This window comes from Helicobacter sp. CLO-3 (assembly GCF_001854545.1).
Lineage (GTDB): Bacteria > Campylobacterota > Campylobacteria > Campylobacterales > Helicobacteraceae > Helicobacter_B.
Genome location: NZ_MLQN01000012.1, coordinates 1 through 18488 on the forward strand (window position 1 = coordinate 1; position 18488 = coordinate 18488).

Consider the following 18488-nt stretch of genomic DNA (forward strand, 5'->3'; position numbering starts at 1 on the left):
TGCAATTAAAAGAAAGTTTTAGGATGGTTTGAAAGAGTATCAAAAAAATATTGTGAAGTTTGGGGATTATTGGGGAGTTATTGCAAAAAAGAGTTTTTAGAGAAAAAGAGCGAGGTAGTGTTGTATTAGAGCAACAAGGCGAAACAGAAGCGGACGATATCAGAAAAGCCATAACCCGTTGCCTTTCAGAATTGTGATTTTTGGAAAATGCAAGTTTATCAACTTTGTTTTTTTGTATTTGAATGCGGTGTTTTGCTACACTTTTTAAATTAAAAATTTATAGCAGTAAATATTAATGCCTTATAAATTTATCGTGTTGGATTATGTGGCGCAGCTTTTTGCGCATTTTATTTGCAATGATTTAGCAATTTTATCACCATAAACAAATCACATTTTGCATCAATTTTCACACCAAAATATCACGACTATTCCGCGCTAGATTTATCCCTGCTTTTTGCGCTTGCTGGCGGGATAGGTGTTTGGGGATTTTATACAGCTTGCCATCTTTGACAAACCGCGCGCCTAGCTGATGAAAATGAAACGCCACGCCAGCCTCCCTGCACTGCTCCCTGATATCTAGCACCCACTCATACCTGCACGCCCGCGCATCGCGCCCGCTCTCCCCGCCCACACTCACAAGCTCCACGCCACCGCCAAGATACGCGCGCAAATCAAGCGGCGCGATAAGCGGTGCTGCGATGATATAGCGCCTTTTTATCGGTAGGCGCAAAAACACGCTAAGCCGCTCATCCGCGCGCTTTTGATTCTCGACACTACAGCCGATAATCACATTTTCATACCCCTCGCCCCAGTCGCTCGGCAGGCAGGATTCTAGCCGCGCGATGCGCTTGGTGAAAAATATAAAAGTGCAGTCGCGCCGCTCGCGTATCATCGCCCAAACCTCATCGCGCCACATATCCGCGCCCTTTAGCAAAAAATCGCTGCTAAAGCATAGCCAGATGATAGCGCCGCTTGGGATTTTGTAGCCGCCTTGTCGCGTGCGCGCGATAGGCAGGGCGAAGTTTTTGTTGCGCCGCAGGATGCTGGCGTCTTTGCCATGTATCGAGTCTATCGTGTAGATAAAGCAGTTTTGACAGCCCTCGCTTATGCGCGTGCAGCCATGCCATGGGTTGTAGGAAAACTCGGGCGCCGGGGCGGAATTTGGGGCAAAGGCAGAATCTAAGGTGTGGGTAGATTCTAGGGTGGATTCTCGCGCAGAGGCAGAATCTGCCATTAAAAGCGCATTGCTTGAAACGCTGCCCGAAGCGTGTTTCAAAGCGTGGCGTGCGCTGTTTGAAGCAAAATTTGAAGCGCTAGATGTGTTATTTTGCGTGCTGATTAGGCAATCTTTATCAAAAGTAAAAAGTGTGGATTCTATGGTGGTGCGGGATTTGGCGAGACTTGGGTTTTTGGTGGCATTGGTATTTTTGGTGGCGCTTGCGTTGTGCGCGCTGCTTGATGCACTTGAAATATCAGAATCTAAAAAGCTAGATTCTGCTTTGTGCGAATCCATATCACTAGAATCTAGGCGGTGCATTGGCGGCGTTTGGTGCATCTGTGGCGTTATTTTAGCGCAGATAGATTCTCGATGATATTTGGCAAGGCCCTAGCTTTGCAGTCGTTTATAAAGGCTTCTATAATCTTATTTTGGATTTTGTTTTGGCTAGAATCTTGCGCGATGCTTTGCAGTGCTTTTTGCGCGCTATCGATATCCACGCGTTCATCTTGGTATAAAATCGCCGCGATGATGATGATATTTTGCCTTTGTCTAAGCACAAAAGATTCTACGCGCTCAATGCCTGCATTTTGCGCCATGCTCGCCATGTCTCCTGCTTCATCGCCAAGTCCCACCTCTTGTGCCATGTCACGCAGCGCATTTGCTCGCGCAAAATCCTCGCCAAACACCCCAAACCGCTCACCCACAAACGCACTCACCGCACGATCGCCCGCTAGATAAAAGCCAAGCCTTGCGCGCAATTCCTTGCTGCTTATAGTCTGCGCGTTTGCCTCCAAGATGTCTGTCTCAAAAAGGCTCGCTTTTTGCAAAGGCAGCGATAAATGCAGTGCGTAGAGAATCTTGCTTGCTTGATAGAGCGCGTATATTTGGCGCATGCGAGGCGATAGAAGCGGGAGGCGGCGCTTGCCACTTTGGATTTTTTGATACACGGCTTCGAAGTCTTGCTCTTCGATTATAATGCTTGGCGCGCCCTTGTTGGCTTCAGCACCCAAAGTGCTAGCATTGCCAGCATTTGCGCCAGCGCTAGCACTTAAACCACCTGCCCCGCCACTTCTTCGTATCGCATTTAGCGCCGCTTCATTTACGAGCGTGGCAAGCATCGCGCCGCTAAAGCCAGAAGTTTTTTGCGCGATTTGCGCGATTTTCTCACCCAGCGCATGCGGCTTTTTGCGCAGATAGAGCTCTATTATCTGCGCGCGCTCCTTTAGATTTGGCAGCTCGATAAACACCTTCCTATCAAAGCGCCCGCTTCGCAAAAGTGCCGGGTCGAGCGCCTCGATATGATTGGTCGCGCCAAGCACGATGATGCCGCTATTATCGCCAAATCCATCAAGCTCGATAAGCAGCTGATTTAGCGTGGATTCTCGCTCGGTGTTGTTCGCGCCAAGCCCCCGCGCCCTGCCTATCGCATCTATCTCATCGATGAAAATCACGCATGGCGCGCATCGCTTAGCCGCGTTAAACAGCGCACGCACGCGCTTCGCGCCCACGCCTACAAACATCTCCACAAAGCTAGCGCCACTCTGATAAAAAAACGGAATCCCGCTCTCCCCTGCAAGCGCTTTGGCAAGCATTGTTTTCCCAACTCCGGGCGCGCCAGAAAGCAGCACGCCTTTTGGCATGCTGACGCCAAGTGATTGGTATTTGGCAGGATTTTTCAAAAAATCCAGAATCTCTAGTAGCTCATCTTTGGCATCGCTTATGCCTGCTACATCGCCAAATTTTAGGCTAGATTTTAGCGGCGTAAAATCGCTAGAATCCATAGCGTTAGCAGAACTGCTAGAATTTAGCCCGCCAAACACACCGCCGACGCCTTTGATAGCACCTTCGCCGCCATTATTCACACCCGCGCGATTTGTCAAAGCGCGCGTATTGCCGCGCATTTTTCGCATATAAAACGCATATGCCAGCACCAACGCCAAAAGCGCGCCAGCGATAGAAAATACCAGAATCTTATTGCTATTTTTTTCTATGGGGATGGATTTTAGCACCGCGGGATTTATCTGCAAAAATAGCGCTTTATGCACCTCCGCATCCCTAGTTTGCGCGTATAGATACTCGCCTTGTATCCACACTTTTACCACCATGCTTTTTTGGATGAGATTCTCCAGTGCGCTTGCGGATATGGGCTTGGCAGTGTCTTTGAGCGCGAGTGCGAGCGCTAGCACCAAAAACACCAGCACGCCCGCGATGACTATACGCAAATGCTTAGATATAGGCATGATTGCACTCCTCTTTTGCCTCGTATTTATCGATGAGTAGCCATTTGGAGAGGTTTTGGCTGGCGGATGTTGCAGAATCTAAAATGCGAGAATCTGATTTGGATTCCACTTCGCTAGATTCTATAATGATTTTATTGAAAAACTCATCAAGCCCGATGAGGCAATTCCCAAGCCGCTTTTCTATAAGCACTTTCAAAGGCGCGCCACTTTGTAGTTGTCGCTCACGAAATTCTAGATTTTTCTGCGCGATAAGCGTGTTTAGCGCATGCAAGCGCTCTTTTGCCACCACGCCATTTATGCGCGGATATTTGGCGTGCATTTTAGCAGATGGCGTGCCATCGCGCACCGAGTAGATAAAGGGGTGGATATGCGTAAGCGGCAGCCGCGCCACATTTTGCATTGCTTTTTCCCAAATCTCTTGCGTCTCGCCCGGATGTGCCACGATAAAATCCGTGCCGATAGCATAGCCAAGATTTGCCAGCCGCTCTAGCAGGGCAAAATCAGATTCTACTCTATTGGCGCGATTCATGATGGAAAGCATCTCATCATGCGCGTGTTGCAGGGCGATATGCAGATGTCGCTCTAGCTTTGGATGCGAAAGTATCTCGAAAAACTCGCTATCTAGCTGGCTTGGCTCAAGACTGCCTATGCGGACGCGCTCCAGCCCCTCTATCTCAAAAAGCGCGCGCAAAAGTGTGGGCATACTTATACCTAGATCCTTGCCATAGCTTCCCACATTTGTCCCTGTCAGCACCACCTCACACACACCAGAATCTATAAGCTTTCGCGCCTGCGTGATGATATGACTTAGCGGAAAGCTCCTAGCCCCGCCGCGCACGCTAGGGATGATGCAATAGCTGCACGCAAAATCACAACCCTCTTGGATTTTGATAAACGCGCGCGACTTGCCGACAAACTCCGTGATAATCGTAGAATCTATGTGCTTAGATTCTAGCGCATCATCAGCAAACACCCGCTCGCCATTTTGCGCGCGCAAAAGCAGTGCATTTATGCGCTCTTTGTGGCTGTGTCCTATCACGCTTTGCACGAGGTTTTTCTCAAACAATGCCTTGCCTTGCGTTTTGACGCCACAGCCAGAGAAGATTATCTGCTTGCCTTGTGCTTTGGCGCGGCGCACGAAGCTTCGCACGCCAGAATCCGCGCCATTGGTGACGGTGCAGGAATTTACCACGATGATTTGCGCTTCGCTTTCTTCTTGGGTGTGCTCGAAGTCTTTTAGATTTTCGCGCATCACTTGCGTGTCATAGAGGTTGGTGCGACAGCCAAAGGTTTTGAAAAATACTTTTGGCTTGGGGGCGAGATCGGAAGCGAGCTCGGAGGCGGGATCAGAAACGGGATCAGAAACAATTTTGGAGGCTAATTTAGGAGCGAGATTTTGCTGTGTCATCATCGCGCCTTATGGATTTGAGCGATTTGTATTATCAGATTCTGCATAGTTTAGCGGCGGGGTGTATGGCTTGTTGGCAAAGCCATCATGTGGCGTTTGGACGAATTTCGTCGTGTCATAAGCTATGAAAATATCAGGCTCTTTTAGGATTGCTTGCATGATTTCTAGCGAGATTTGCGAGCGCAGGGTTAGCGTGGCGTAGGCGTTTGTCTGATACCACACAGAGATGACAATCCCATTTGGCGCGATGAAGCTATAAGTGCGCGGCTCGACATTGGCATTGCGCAAAGAGTAGCGATCGCGCATTTTTCGTAGCTGTTTTTTGGTGATTTGCGTGTAGCCTTTGGCGTATTTTATGGTGATGTCTGTGGCGATTTGCGCGGCTTTGGCGTGGTTTGAATCAAAAGTGATACAAAAATCAATCCCATCCCACACCGTCTGCATCCCGCCATGCGTGTAGTTTGCTATCATCATGGTAAAAACATAGTTGTTTGGGATAAATATTATCCGCCCAGCGCGGCGGTTTTCTTTGAAACTCGTGAGTGTGACATCTTCATAAATCGTGATTCTAAGCATAGAAATATCTAGCACATCGCCCACATAGATGCTGCCATCTTTTTGCACGCGCACCCTATCGCCCACATGCACGCTCCCGCCGATGACGATAACAAACCAGCCAAGCACGCTCATAAACAAATCTTTCATCGCGATAGCAAGCCCAGCAGACGCGAAGCCCAGCACCGCGACAAGATAAGTCACATTTTCCAAATAGCTAAAAAGCAGTATCAAAATGATAATAGTGATGTTAAAAAAGTTTATGATCTTATTTGCTGTGTAAGTGCGCTCATTGTCTGTAATATAGCGGCGCACGATGATTTTCAGAAATAGCGCAAAGCCGATGCTTAGCAAAATCGCCAGCGCGATATATCCTAGCTTTTGGGCTTGGGCTTTTATCGCGCCATAGATTTGTGTATAAACTTCATCATAACGCTTGGTATAGATATCCATGCTAGTTGAGATGATATTATACGCACCTTGAAACTCTAGCAGCTGGGCTTGCGTGGCGGCGACTTCTTGAGCGAGTGCTGGGCTTTTATCAACCTTTTCTAGCTCGATTAAAAGCGTGTATTTGCGCCCGATGAGGCTAAGGAGATTTTCAAGGCTTGTTTTGTTGCTTTCAAAGCTTGATTTGGAGCTTTGCATGGTTTTTATGAAAGAGATGCCATTGAAAATCGCAAAAGGATTAGATATCACTGGGATTTCGCCTATTTCTGGCTTTTGGATGAGATCTTTGAAAGGGTCGCTTTTGGATCCTTTTAGCAAATCTAGCTGATGCTCTAGCGTCTCTAGTATGTGTCGCCTCTCGTTTATCGTGGCAATATCACTAGCATCTATGCGGAGTATCTCATCTTGCCTTGTTTGTATCTCTTTGGAGATGAGATTGTAGTTGGCATAATCTGTGTAGCGCTTTAGCCAAGGACTCGCGCTTTTTTGCAAGGCAGAATCTATCGAGGCGATTTCTTTTTGTAGCTCTTTTTGGCTCATCGTGCGCGCGTTTGGCTTTTTGGCGTCATTTAGCGAGGAGATTTTGGCGGAGTCATCGGGGGCGTTGGTGCTGGTGTCGCCTGCGCTGCTAGTGCTAGTGGCGCTGGTATCGCTAGTATCCGCCACAGCAGCTATGCTAACAAACGCCAAAAATAGCGCGCAAAAAAATGTCATTTTGTGGAGTTTCATATTTTGTCTTTTGTTCTTTGGGTTTGGTGTTTGCAAGGTGGGCGCGCTTGGCTTTTGTTGCGCGTTTGCACTCGCCTTGCTTTTAGCTTTTATCCGCGCATTATAGCCAAACTAGCGCAAACTTTTACAAAAGACTTGGGATAATTTCAAAAATTTTACTATCATTGCGCTTTTGGATTATTGTGGCTTTGGCATAGATTTAGATTTTCGGAGAAAAGTGGAGAAAATGAAAAAGATATTTTTGGGCTTTTGTTTTGCGCTAAGTTTGGCACTGGCAGAATCTAGCGCGCTAGATTCTAAGATTTTGGATGCTGCTATTTTGGATTCTGGCGCAGAATCTAGCCAAAATGCAGAATCTAATGGCGCAGAATCTAACAGCGCAGAATCTATAAAATCCGCGCCCTTTGGACTAAAACAATCATCAGAATCCGCTAGCACGCACAAAACGCGCACAAAGCCAAACCACTCCCAGCCCATCATCGAAAACTACACCGACACGCTAGGCATGGGCTATATCCACTCCTATATGCATAATGATTTTTTCTCTATCAACGCGCAGGGCATGAGCCTGCAATACACCAACGCTAGCGACATTTATCGCGGCGTGTATCAGATGAATTTCGCCAAAACCACGCAATATGGCGCGAATCAAAACGAGGCGGTGCATTTGGGGATTTTTGGCGCGTTTGACTTCGCGTTTGCGCAGAGTGCTAGGGGTGGCGGGCTTATCGGGCTTGAGGTGGGATATGGCTTTGGGCTGCCGATGGTGTCGCAAGATTTTGCAAATGCGGATTCTGGTGGCTCTGGCGCAGAATCTAGCACGACTATTTTGCGCGATAGCTCGCAGTTTGATGAGTCTAGCCTGCTGTTAAATGCAGACATCGGCTATGTGGCGCGCTTTGGCAGCGTGCTGCTTTATCCTTATGCGCGCTTGGAGCAATACCTTTTCATCCCGCACAAGCTTAGCATGCAAGGCGCAAACGCGCGCACAAGCCACGATCCGCTAGATTATGGGCTAAACGCGCTTATCGGCGTGAAGCTGATACAGGATAATCGCGTGCTTGATTGGTGGGTGAATCTCGCGCTAATGAGCGATTTTGACGCATCGGGCAGCGGCGTGGGCGTGCTCGCGGATAATTCTATCGTGTATGATAGGGATGGCATGTCTAATGGCGCGCTGGCAGATTTTGGGCTAAATCTGCTAAATCAGCGCACATTTGCCTTGCAGACGCGCTTTGCGCTTTCATACGCGCTCTCATACTATGAGCTAAATCTCAAAGGCGGAATCTTTGGCGTCTGGCAGTTTTGAGGCAGATTTGTGGGGCAGAATCTAGATTTTATAGAATCTAAGATTTGCAGAATCTAAACGCATCGCGATAAGCGCGATTTGCGCCTTTTTAGATTCGAGCTTTTTGTCGCGATTATTTGAAGTTTTTGTAAAATGCGTGCGTGGCGAGGGCTAGCATTTCTCTATCGCCTTTGCTGTCGCCATAGGCGTATATTTCATCGTATTTGGCTAAATCATAGCGCGCTTTTATGCGGATAGCCTTTTGCGCGCCATAGCAGTTTGGCGTGGCAAAATATCCGTTTAAGAAATAGCTAGATTTTGTGCCATTGCGTGCAAGAGAATCCAAAACGGATTCTGCGCCAGAATCCACATTTTTGCCCGCGCCATTCTCGCCCGATCCATTCTCCCCGCGCACCACCGCGAGCTTTGTGGCGATGCACTCTATCCCCAGCTTTTCGCACAATGGCTTCAGATATTCTTCAAAGCTAGCGCTCACCAGCACTACCGCATCGCCGCGCGCTTTGTGCCACTCTAGGCGCGCTATGGCAGAAGGCTTTAGCATAGATTCTAGGGTTGGCAAAAACCGCGCGCAAATATCCAAAAACGCCTCCCGCTCCATGCCAGCAAAAAAGTAGCGCATAAGCGCTTGCTTGGCGCGCGTGTTGCTGATGATACCCACACTATACAAAAGAAGAATCCAAAAGCGCGACAAAAGCCCAAGATACAGCCGCCACCGCCCGCGCGCAAACGCCACAAACTTAAACAAACTATCACCCCTGCTAATCGTGCCATCAAAATCAAAAAATGCGATATTCATAAAGCCCCTTTGTTGTGTTGTCTTTATCGCCGCTTTTGCTGTCTTTGTCGCCTTTGTCGCGGCGCATATTTGAAGCGCATTTAAAAAGCATTTTTCCAGATTCTTACGCAACTTTTGCACCCAAAAGCAGATATTTTGCTACAATAGCCAAAACGACCAAAACCTAGCGCGCGAGAATCCAAACACGCTATTTTAGCACAACCAATAAACCAGCCTACCCGCGCAAACAACCACAAGCTAAACAAAACACAAAGGCAAAAAATGTTCGTAGCTATTTATAGCATTTTTGTGTTTATATTTTTGGGATATTTTGCCAAAAGCATGCGTATGCTAGGCAATCGCCAGGGCAATATCTTGCTAGGATTTTTGCTAAACTTCGCCCTGCCAAGCGCGATTTTAAGCGGCGTGTATCACTCTGACATCTCGCTAGAGCTGCTAGGCACGCTACTTGGCGCGCTGTGCTGTTCTGCCGCTGTGGGCGCGCTCTCATATGTCTTTGTCGCTAAGATTTTGCGCTACTCATTTTTGACTTCTGTCACGATAGCATTTCTCGTGACTTTGCATAACACACTATTTCTAGGCGTGCCTATGGTGTATGGCGCGGTGGGGCTTGAAGCCTCGCACAAAGCGATAATCTTTGATCAATTCTGCACCGGCTTGCCGCTGGCGATTCTCACGCCCATCCTTTTTAGCCTTAGTGGCAAGGGCAGGTTTAGCATGCGCGCGGTGGGCGCTAGGCTGTTTATGAATCCATTGTTTCTAGCGATGCTTAGCGGATTTGCGCTAAGGCTTTTGTCCTTCAGTATTCCAGAAGAGATTTTTGCACCTATCAAAGCACTTGCCGCGTGTGCTACGCCTGTAGCGCTTTTTGCCATAGGCGTGCAGATTAGCTTCAAAGATGTGAAAATCGAGTGGAAAAGCTCGCTTATCGTGCTTAGCTTTGCGATGTTTGTGACACCCGCACTTTATCTTGCGAGCCTGCATCTGCTAGGCACACCCATCACGCAAAACCACCAAATGGCGCTCATCGAGCTATCCATGCCCCCGCTCATAAGCTCCGCTGCTGTCATCGCGCGCGCTGGGCTAAACCAAAAAATCGCACTCGCCTCCATCGTGTTTGGCATTTTTGTGAGCGCATTTACTACGCCTTTGTGGCGGTATTTAAGTTCTTTGTAAAGGCAGGCTACTATAATGCCAACTTTAAATGCCAGTTTGGGATGTCAAACTTTTGGTGCAGGCGCGAAAGCGCAGATTTTAATCCCAAATCCAGAATCTAAAAGGAGCAAAAATGAAAGAAAAATTTAAAAAATTCGTGGTGCAAACACAATCCCAAAGCAGCTACAAAGCACCGCTTGGCTTTGGTATCGCGCGCGTAGAGATAGGCAAAAAATCCGGCAAAATCCTAAACGCCACCTATCCCACGCTAAACTGGAAAGATGAGAATCTAGGAAGCTATGCGGTGTTTTTCCAAGCACTAGGCGAGGCGAAGGCGATTTCTTCTAGCGCTAGCGAGGCGGTGTATGGCATCGATGAGGCGTTTATAAATAGGGCGCTTGAGCTGTATGAGCCGTTTTTGGCAGAATCTATCATCGATAAAGCTTCGCACAAAAATATCCAAGTGATACTAGAGCTAAAAAAGCTAGCGCAAAAGGGCAAACTCACCAACAAAAAAGGCGCGTCAAAATACCGCCTTTGCGTGATTTATGCCGATGATGAGTGCGCTAGCGTGGAGAGTGCGTATATGAAGCTGCTAGCCCTTTCACTTGGCAAAGCACCGCTAAGAAGCCTAAACCTAAATGGCATTTTTGGCTTGCTGCAAAATGTCGCGTGGAGTGGCAATAAGCCCTATGAGCTAGAATGGCTGCGCGAAAATGAAGTGCGCCTAAAAATGGCTGGAAAATTCCCAAGCATTGATTTTGTGGATAAATTCCCGCGCTACCTTATGCAAGTAATCCCGCAGTTTGACAATATCCGCCTGCTTGACACTGCCAAAACACGCTTTGGTGCGTATCTAGGCACAGGTGGCTATACGCAAATGCCGGGCGCTAGCTATGTGAATTTTAACGCTGGGGCGATGGGTGCGTGCATGAATGAAGGGCGCATAAGCTCAAGCGTCATCGTGGGCGAGGGGAGCGATGTAGGCGGGGGTGCGAGCATCTTAGGCGTGCTAAGCGGGGGCAATGCCGACCCGATAAGCATCGGCAAAAACTGCTTGCTAGGTGTAAATAGCTCCACAGGCATAAGCCTAGGCGATGGCTGCATCGTGGATGGCGGCATCGCGGTGCTTGCTGGCACGGTGTTTGAAATCTCAAAGGCAGAAGCAGAAAAGCTAGCTGAAATAAATCCGGGCTTTGCCACCAACCAAAGCGGCCTATATAAAGGCAGGGAGCTCTCTGGCAAAAATGGCGTGCATTTCAGGCAAGACTCAAAAACAGGCAAAATGATAGCCTTCCGCTCAAATCGCAAAATCGAGCTAAACGCCGCACTGCATTAGGTGCGATGTGGTGTAAATATAATTGTCTTGTGCCTTGCTGGTATTTTCAAGATTTTGCTTTATGTGGTTGCTTAATTAAGTTTTTACTTGCCAAGCAATTTGTATTGCAAACATTGGAATCTATTTGGCTGCCAAGAGCGCGAAGCAAATGCGCAAAAATTGAGCCAGACAACAAAATACAAAGAATGAGCAATATAAAGATTAAGGGTTTTGTGCTAAATATCAAGCTATACCTTGATATTTAGCAAATGCCCATCGGTGGGATTCTGGGTGGGATTTGCCAAATCCGCAGAATCTGATTCTGCCAAGTCGCTAGATTCTGCGCCAGATTCCCCATCAGATTCTGTCGCGCGCTTTTTCTTTGCCTCCTCTTCTTGCATATCTTGGCTATTTTTGTTTTGGCTGTCTTTGTTTATCTTGTTTTCCGTCTCGGTGGGGCGCACCTCCTCTATCTCACGCAGTTTGTCCTCAAACTCCCTAGGGATAAAATCGCCCCGCTGCATCGCGTTGGCATGCGCGGCAGAAGTGGTTTGCATATTTTGGTTTATGTAAGTAATGTTTCCTATCGTTGAAATCGCCATAAATCCTCCTTATTGCGGTTTTGGATGCGATTTGGACGCGCCCAAATGTGCCCAAATGTGCCTAGATACGCCTAGATGTGATTGGCACAGGCGCGCTATTTGCGATAGTGCAGGCTCTGATGCTTGGCATATATCACGCTCGCACCCTGCACTATCTTGACAAATTTTCTCCTAGTATAATCGACACAAAAATCACCCGCTTGAGTGCCGCTAAGCCCCACCAAAATCTCGCCCGCCTTTTCTATCACCTCGCTTGGAATCTTTTGCTTGCCGCAATGGATAATCATATGCGATGAGGGCAGATCTTTGATATGCAGCCAAATATCCTCCGCTTTTGCGCTTTCCAGCAGCGCCTTATTTTCACGCTCGCTGCGCCCCACAGAGATTTTAAACCCTTCGATAAACATCACCACGCCATTACTTTCGCTCGCCTTGCTGGCATTTGCGCTTGACTTTTGCGGCGTGAGGATTTGGAGCATATCTAGCGTGGTGCATTGGCTGATGAAGGCTATCTCTTTGTCTAGGAAGTCGATTTTATCTTTTAGATTCTGCGCTTCTTTGTGGATATTTTTGGCTTTTTTGGCGGCTTTTTTGGATTCTCTGAAAAGCTGGTTTATAGCATCTTGTGGTGCGCTGGCTAGAGGAATGGCTACTTCGCGCAAAGTGCCTGTGGTGTCTGAAATGGCGTCACTTGAAGTGGCGTCGTTTCCGGTGGTGTCGCTTGAAATAGTGTCGCTTAAAGTGGTGTCGCTCAAAATAGCGCTTGTCTGATAGGGCTTAAGCGTGTGGATGTGAGAAAGCAGCAGATTGGCATCATCTCTTAGCGCTTTGCTTTTGGATTCTAGCGCGGAGGATTGCGGGAGCGCGGCGTAAAGCTTGGCAAGCTTTGATCTAGCGCGGGTGAGGCGCGCGATGAGCGTTTGTTTTTTGTTTTGCAGATCTTGGGCGGATTTGGCTTCATAATTTTTGGCAAGCATGGCTAGCACTTGCGCAGAATCCATAAGGGGCGCGGGGTTTGCTAGCGTGGCAGAATCTTGCGCGGCTTTAGATTCTATATTAGATTCTCGCGCACTAGAATCCGCCTTAGTAGAATCCACTCCAATAAAATCCGCCCCAGTAAAATCCTTTTTGGCAGAATCCGCATTTTTAGATTCTGGCATTTTGGCGCGCGGATTTTTGGGGATGGGCGCTAGGGGCGCGCCGACTCTGACAGGGCGCGAGGACTGGGCTAGCGTGATATGGCGCAGCGCATCGATGATGAGCCCCGCCTCATTTAGCAAAATCACATTGGTATGCTTCCCGCTAAACTCAAACTGGATGGCAACCTCGCTTTGCTTGTAGCTGCCTTTTTGTAGCAGTTTTAGGCGCATCACGCGGTCATTATCCACAAGCGCGCAAGAGAGAATCTCACTTTTTGCCAAGCGCTCAAGCGCGATGTCAAAAGGGGCGTTGTATTTTTTCGCACAGATTATGGGCTGGCTGGCGGTAAAAATGCTGCTTTTGCCGCGCGTCATATCAAAATATAGCGTGATAGAATCTAGCTTGTGAGACTTGGCGGGATTGGCAAAATTGGTAGAACTGGCGGGATTTGTGGTGGATTCTGCGCTAGAATCCGCGCCAGATTCTACAGCCCCGCCCCGCCTTTCGCCTTTTAGCTCAATCTCTAGCAAAACATCATTCACGCGCCGTATATGCCACAGCTTGTAAAAGCCCCGCATATACAGCGCGACAGAATCTAGCTCATAAATCGTCATCTAAGCGCACCATTTACGCCGCTCGTGCTTGCGTCAATTCGAGACTCGCACTGCGCGCAAGCTTTGCACCACTTCGCCACTTCACGCATTCACGCAAACGCTTCACACGCCAAGCATGCCATTGAAGTCATTATCGACTTTTAGCATATCAAGCGCAGCGGCGATCATCCCACGATGATGCGTCGCATGCGTGAGTATGCTTAGCACAAACTGATACACCGGCTTTTGCATCGCGCCCCATGGGAAATCTATCGTTTTCACCGCCTTGATGTCGCTTTCATTGATGTTTTCGATGATGTCTAGGATGTAGCTATCTAGCACCTCTCTAGCGGCAAAAAGATTGCTCATATCGCCGATGATTTGGGATTTTAGCATGAAAGGCTCGGCTAGCATCGCCTCGATTTTGGACGCATCGGGCGCTTTGGCGCAAAATGCCGAGAAATAATCCTTGAAAAAGCTCGCATCGCCCGCGCTATAATGCACCAGCGTGCCGACGATAGACTTATAATAAAGCCCCATATCCTTCGTAAGCACGCCCTCATCAAGCCCCTCTAGCACGGCTATCATCTTTTTGTTTGCCTCTTGGTTGTATTTGCCATACAATCGCAAAATCTCCTTCATACTCTCTCCTTTATGCGTTGGAATTGGCTACAATTATGCTTTGAGTTGTTTTAGAGTTTGCTTAAAAGTTCGCCCAAAGGGGATTAAAGGCGCTTAAAGTCAAAAATGGTAGAATCTAAATTTTTAGATTGGATTCTGGTTGCAGATTGCCACGCTATGCTCGCCAATGATAATAAAGGAAAAATATGATTTTGTATAAATATTGCGCCAATGGTAATGATTTTTTGATATTTCACACATTTGTGCGGCGGGATTATGCGCCACTTGCGCGCGCGCTTTGTCATCGCTTTAGCGGGATTGGCGCGGATGGTTTGGTGGTGGTTTTGCCTTGTGAGGCGGATTCTGCGGATTCTAGGGATTTGCGCGGGGCAGATTCTAGTGCTTTTGTGGATTCTAGCGCGCGGGTGGCGTATGAGTGGGATTTTTACAACGCCGATGGCTCTAGCGCAAATATGTGTGGCAACGCGTCTAGATGCGTGGCGCACTATGCCTATAGCGTGGGGCTTGCGGGCGCGAAGCACAGCTTCCTAAGCAAAGCAGGCATCATCCGCGTGAGTGTCGAAGCGGATGGCAAAAACGCAGAATCCAAAAACGCAGAATCCAAAAGCGCCCAGCCCCAAAGCCCCGAAAGAACCGCCAAAACCGCGATAGTCTCTAGCAATCTTGGCGTTTATAAAGACTTCCGCGAGATAGGCGCGCTAGCGGATAATGCGGGCATAAAGCTAGATTCTGCCCTGCTAAAAGAGGTAGAATCCACGCAGGGCTTGGCGCGGGATTTGTGCGCGGCTAGCTGGTTTTATCTAAACACAGGCGTGCCGCATTTGGTGTGCTTTGTGAGAAAACGCGACATCATCGAGGCACTCCGCACCAAGCAAGAGCCGATATATACGCCACTTTTTGCGCTACTGCGTGCGCTAAGGCAGGCGTATAATGCAAATGTGAATATCGCTTGTTTGGATTCTAGTTTGGATTCTGGTGCGCGAGAATCTGACATGCTAGAATCTAGCGCAAACGCCGCGCCAAATAATACATCAAATCAGGCGCTTAGCAAAATCTACCTAGCCACTTATGAGCGCGGTGTGGAGGATATCACGCTGGCGTGCGGGACGGGGATGGCGGCTTGCTTTGTGGTGGGGAAGATGCATAATATCAGCGAGCCAGCACTGCTCATCCCGCCTAGCCTAGAGCCGCTAGAGATTTGGAGTGAAAGCGCGGCGGGGGCGGGAAATATGGATTCTGCTAGCAGCCTAGATTTTAGCGCGCCAGAATCTAGAAATGCAAAAACCAAAAACGCAGAATCTAAATCCGCGGAATCCGCGCGCGACACAAAAAAGGCTATAAAGGCAATCGCTGCCAAAGAAGGCAAAGAGGCGATTTTGATAAAAGGCAGAGTGCATTGCGTCGCGCTTTGTGATGCGTATGTCTAAGGATTTGCAAGCGCGATAAAGGCGTGGATTTGCTTGTGTTTTGTGTTTTGCATTTTTGCGCTACTAGATTTTGCGCTTGAGATTTTAGATTTTGCATTCTCTGGATTTTGCACTTTAGATTCTATGTTTTAGATTCTCACAGATTCTCGCGCAAAAGCAGAATCTATGCTATAATGCGCGCTTTGTTTGGCTAGCCAAAACCAAATGCTAATCACCAGCGCACGCCAAACCAAAATCGTTGGCATATCAGCAAAATCGCCAACACCAAAACCATTTAATAAAAGGACTCGCCAATGCAAACCATCCACATAGACGACAACCCGGAGTTGCAAAAAGCAAAAAATCTTATATTCTACTCGATACTTATTAGCATGCTTGCCCCGTTTGTAAGCTTCTTTTTTGGCTTCATCGGTTCGACTCCAAGCATTTCTGCTATCGCATCGCCCATTGCTTTTATCGCAAATATCGTGGCCTTGGTGGGATATTATCAGTTTAGCAAGCTTTGCAACACTTTCATTTTCCGCCTAATAATTTTTAACATTTTGCTAACTATCGCTGTCTATTTGCTTGTTTTCATTTGCGCCATTAGTGCAGCTAGTATGTTTTCTTACATATCTGATACCTGGTATATACCAGCGATAATAGCATCTGTCATTTTTATCGCATATATCGCTATAGAGATGTATTGGGCATATCTTATGTGTTATGAGCTCTCCGCGCGCACCGGTCAAAGAGAGTTTATCGCGACATTTAAGCTTTCTTGTATCGCGTTTGCGTTGCTTGTGCTAGCCGGAGGCTTATTTCTGCTATTTATCGCAGGCAATTCATATATGAATATTTATCACATGATAGATGATCTTGCAGGCGCTATTCAAGGCATCGCGGCTTCTATACTGCTTGTCATAGCTATGCTTGTCGCTATCGCCGCGCTGGTGTTTTTCATCCTTGGAATCTATAGGATAAAAGAAGTAACCATAAGAGAAGTGAATAAAATGAGGCTTGAGAAATAAGCCACCAAAGTCTAAAAGCCGCCAAACACAACAAGGCGGGTTTTTGGAATTGCTTTGTCGCGCAACATCGCAACCCTCCTCCGTCATTGCGAGGAGGCCGTAGGCCGACGAAGCAATCTATAAAAAATCCGCAAGGATTTTTACATAAAGTTAAATCTTCGCGCATAGCGCGGCACCTTATTATTTGGATTGCTTCGCAACTGCGTTGCTCGCAATGACGGCTGACAAAGCAATCCGCCTCTTCAATAATCTAAAATCACAAAATCCAAATAACACAAATTTAGATTCTAATCATTCTTGATTCCAGCGCGCCAAATCCACTTCCCAAATCCTCTCCCTAAAATCCGCTTCCCAAAATCCACATGCCAAATAAAATACAAAATAAAGCCAAACGCCGCTACAATAAGGCACCAAAAATAAATGCAAAAATACGCGCGCAAGCAAAAAAGCAAAAGCAAAACAAAGCGCGCAAAGCCCAAAAACGCAAAATCAAAAATCTACCAAAGGAGTCGCTGATGCCCCAAATGTCATCAATACCAAAGAAGTCGCCAACGCCACAAATCCACCAAAGGAGCTAAAAATGCCAAGCACGCCAAACACACTAGATACGCCAGATGCGCCAGATACACCAAAACTAAAGCCCGCTTTTCTCCCGCATGCCAAAGAGCTTTTTGCCAAAGCGCGCCATGCGATAAAAGTCGCATATCACTTCCTCACCTACCGCCAAGAGATGTTTTATTATGCCTCATCACTTAGTTTTTATACGATTTTTGCGCTTATCCCGATGCTTTTTATCACTTTTTCGGTGCTTTTGGCATTCTCGCATTTTCAAGACAAAATCAACGACATCCAAGTGCTTATCATCTCAAACCTCCTTCCCACAAACGCCGAAGTCGTCATAAATTTTATGAATAAATTCCTAGAAAATGGCTCCAAAATGGGCGTGGTAGGCGTGGTATCAGTCTTTATCACTTCGCTGCTTTTTTTCCGCAACTATGAGTTTATCACTTCCAAAATGTTTAATTCCAAGCCGCGCAAATTTTTTGACTCATTGATAATGTATTGGACGATGATTACGCTGTTTCCGCTGGGTAGCGTGGTGGTGTTTTATTTTAGCATTAGCGCGCAGCTGTTTTTGAGCGAGCACACAAAGCCAGCGATTTATTCTGATTTTTTCTCATGGCTTGCCACTTGCGTGCTGTTTTTGATACTTTTTCGCATCTCTGCCAACAAGCCGCTTCACAAAAAAACGCTCTTCCTCTCATCATTTGTCTCGGGCAGCATTTGGTTTTTGCTGAAAAATCTTTTTGTGTATTATGTGACGCTCAACAAAACTTATTCCACGCTTTATGGCTCGATTTCTATTATTTTGTTTTTGATGATGTGGATTTATGTATCATGGCTTGTTATGCTTTTTGGCATGCGCTCGTGTCAGGGGATTTTGCAGTGCTTTAGGCTAGAAAAGGGCGCGAAAGAAAAAGAAAGCGATATGCTGTGATAATTTGGCGTGTTTGGCGCGCGAGATATTTTAAGGTATATAGAATGCGCGGCGCGTAGATTCTGCTTTTTGCGCGCGTGAAACTTACGCGCCAGCACTATATCTAAAAAAATTAAGCAAAAAATGCTACAATCCTAGCTACAAAACCACCAAAGGAGTCCGTCCATGTTTCACGAATATCGCGAAGAGATCACCAAGCTAAAATCCACCAACGCGCATTTTGAAAAAATTTTTGATGAGCACAACGAGCTAGATCAAAAGATAAAAAATGCAGAAGATGGCATCGAGCCGCTGCCGCCGATGGAGATAGAAGTGCTGAAAAAGCAAAAATTGCGCTTAAAAGATGAAGTGTATGCGATGATCCTAGAATATCGCAAAAACGCTCACTAGCCCCCAC

16 protein-coding genes are annotated in these 18488 nt (G+C 47.3%); 7 read left to right on the plus strand and 9 right to left on the minus strand.

The features are described from left to right. Positions 1–406: 406 nt before the first annotated feature. From BKN38_RS04410 to BKN38_RS04425, 4 genes are read right to left on the minus strand one after another with little or no spacing between them, the layout of a single operon-like run. Positions 407–1555 (minus strand): DUF5131 family protein, encoded by a 1149-nt coding sequence (locus BKN38_RS04410; protein WP_233712869.1) that lies wholly within the window; start codon positions 1553–1555, stop codon positions 407–409. 8 nt (positions 1556–1563) lie between these two features. Then, positions 1564–3459, minus strand: coding sequence for an AAA family ATPase (locus tag BKN38_RS04415; protein ID WP_066453733.1), 1896 nt, complete (start codon positions 3457–3459; stop codon positions 1564–1566). Continuing rightward, a complete protein-coding gene (gene mtaB, locus BKN38_RS04420; RefSeq protein ID WP_082942423.1) occupies positions 3446–4867 on the minus strand; it encodes a tRNA (N(6)-L-threonylcarbamoyladenosine(37)-C(2))-methylthiotransferase MtaB in 1422 nt (473 codons plus the stop codon). Before mtaB ends, BKN38_RS04415 begins: the two co-directional genes overlap by 14 nt. Before the next feature lie 9 nt (positions 4868–4876). Continuing rightward, positions 4877–6412 (minus strand): mechanosensitive ion channel domain-containing protein, encoded by a 1536-nt coding sequence (locus tag BKN38_RS04425; protein WP_066453796.1) that lies wholly within the window; start codon positions 6410–6412, stop codon positions 4877–4879. Between the two features lie 415 nt (positions 6413–6827). Here BKN38_RS04425 and BKN38_RS04430 point away from each other — a divergent pair, with 415 nt between their 5' ends. Continuing rightward, positions 6828–7910, plus strand: coding sequence for a hypothetical protein (locus BKN38_RS04430; RefSeq protein ID WP_066453736.1), 1083 nt, complete (start codon positions 6828–6830; stop codon positions 7908–7910). A 112-nt stretch (positions 7911–8022) separates the two neighbouring features. Here the strand turns inward: BKN38_RS04430 and BKN38_RS04435 are convergent, their stop codons facing one another. Further along, the gene (locus BKN38_RS04435; protein WP_066453739.1) at positions 8023–8706 is read right to left on the minus strand and encodes an HAD-IB family phosphatase; all 684 of its coding nucleotides are present in this window, start codon (positions 8704–8706) and stop codon (positions 8023–8025) included. Positions 8707–8967: 261 nt separating this feature from the next. On the opposite strand from BKN38_RS04435, the gene BKN38_RS04440 reads away from it, so the two are divergent. Beyond that, the gene (locus BKN38_RS04440; protein ID WP_066453742.1) at positions 8968–9882 is read left to right on the plus strand and encodes an AEC family transporter; all 915 of its coding nucleotides are present in this window, start codon (positions 8968–8970) and stop codon (positions 9880–9882) included. A gap of 112 nt (positions 9883–9994) precedes the next feature. After that, positions 9995–11200: a 2,3,4,5-tetrahydropyridine-2,6-carboxylate N-succinyltransferase gene (locus BKN38_RS04445; protein WP_066453744.1), complete on the plus strand. Its 1206-nt coding sequence runs from the start codon at positions 9995–9997 to the stop codon at positions 11198–11200. A gap of 227 nt (positions 11201–11427) precedes the next feature. On the opposite strand, the gene BKN38_RS04450 is transcribed toward BKN38_RS04445, so the two are convergent. From BKN38_RS04450 to BKN38_RS04460, 3 genes are all read right to left on the minus strand, one after another. Continuing rightward, positions 11428–11781, minus strand: coding sequence for a hypothetical protein (locus BKN38_RS04450; protein ID WP_066453745.1), 354 nt, complete (start codon positions 11779–11781; stop codon positions 11428–11430). 95 nt (positions 11782–11876) lie between these two features. Then, the gene (locus BKN38_RS04455; RefSeq protein ID WP_066453746.1) at positions 11877–13535 is read right to left on the minus strand and encodes an NFACT family protein; all 1659 of its coding nucleotides are present in this window, start codon (positions 13533–13535) and stop codon (positions 11877–11879) included. Positions 13536–13637: 102 nt separating this feature from the next. Beyond that, the gene (locus tag BKN38_RS04460; RefSeq protein ID WP_066453748.1) at positions 13638–14156 is read right to left on the minus strand and encodes a DinB family protein; all 519 of its coding nucleotides are present in this window, start codon (positions 14154–14156) and stop codon (positions 13638–13640) included. A 185-nt stretch (positions 14157–14341) separates the two neighbouring features. Here BKN38_RS04460 and BKN38_RS11795 point away from each other — a divergent pair, with 185 nt between their 5' ends. Further along, complete coding sequence (locus tag BKN38_RS11795; protein WP_066453750.1) at positions 14342–15583, plus strand: hypothetical protein; 1242 nt, start codon at positions 14342–14344, stop codon at positions 15581–15583. Between the two features lie 128 nt (positions 15584–15711). On the opposite strand, the gene BKN38_RS11055 is transcribed toward BKN38_RS11795, so the two are convergent. Next, positions 15712–15882: a hypothetical protein gene (locus tag BKN38_RS11055; protein ID WP_156528092.1), complete on the minus strand. Its 171-nt coding sequence runs from the start codon at positions 15880–15882 to the stop codon at positions 15712–15714. 300 nt (positions 15883–16182) lie between these two features. Between BKN38_RS11055 and BKN38_RS10600 the strand changes: the two genes are divergently transcribed. The 3 genes from BKN38_RS10600 to BKN38_RS04480 all read left to right on the plus strand — a co-directional run bounded on the left by BKN38_RS10600 (position 16183) and on the right by BKN38_RS04480 (position 18481). Beyond that, positions 16183–16593: a hypothetical protein gene (locus tag BKN38_RS10600; protein WP_143000202.1), complete on the plus strand. Its 411-nt coding sequence runs from the start codon at positions 16183–16185 to the stop codon at positions 16591–16593. Positions 16594–17173: 580 nt separating this feature from the next. Continuing rightward, positions 17174–18091 (plus strand): YihY family inner membrane protein, encoded by a 918-nt coding sequence (locus BKN38_RS04475; RefSeq protein ID WP_082942424.1) that lies wholly within the window; start codon positions 17174–17176, stop codon positions 18089–18091. Positions 18092–18256: 165 nt separating this feature from the next. Beyond that, positions 18257–18481, plus strand: coding sequence for a YdcH family protein (locus BKN38_RS04480; RefSeq protein ID WP_066453754.1), 225 nt, complete (start codon positions 18257–18259; stop codon positions 18479–18481). The last annotated feature ends 7 nt before the right edge of the window (positions 18482–18488 follow it).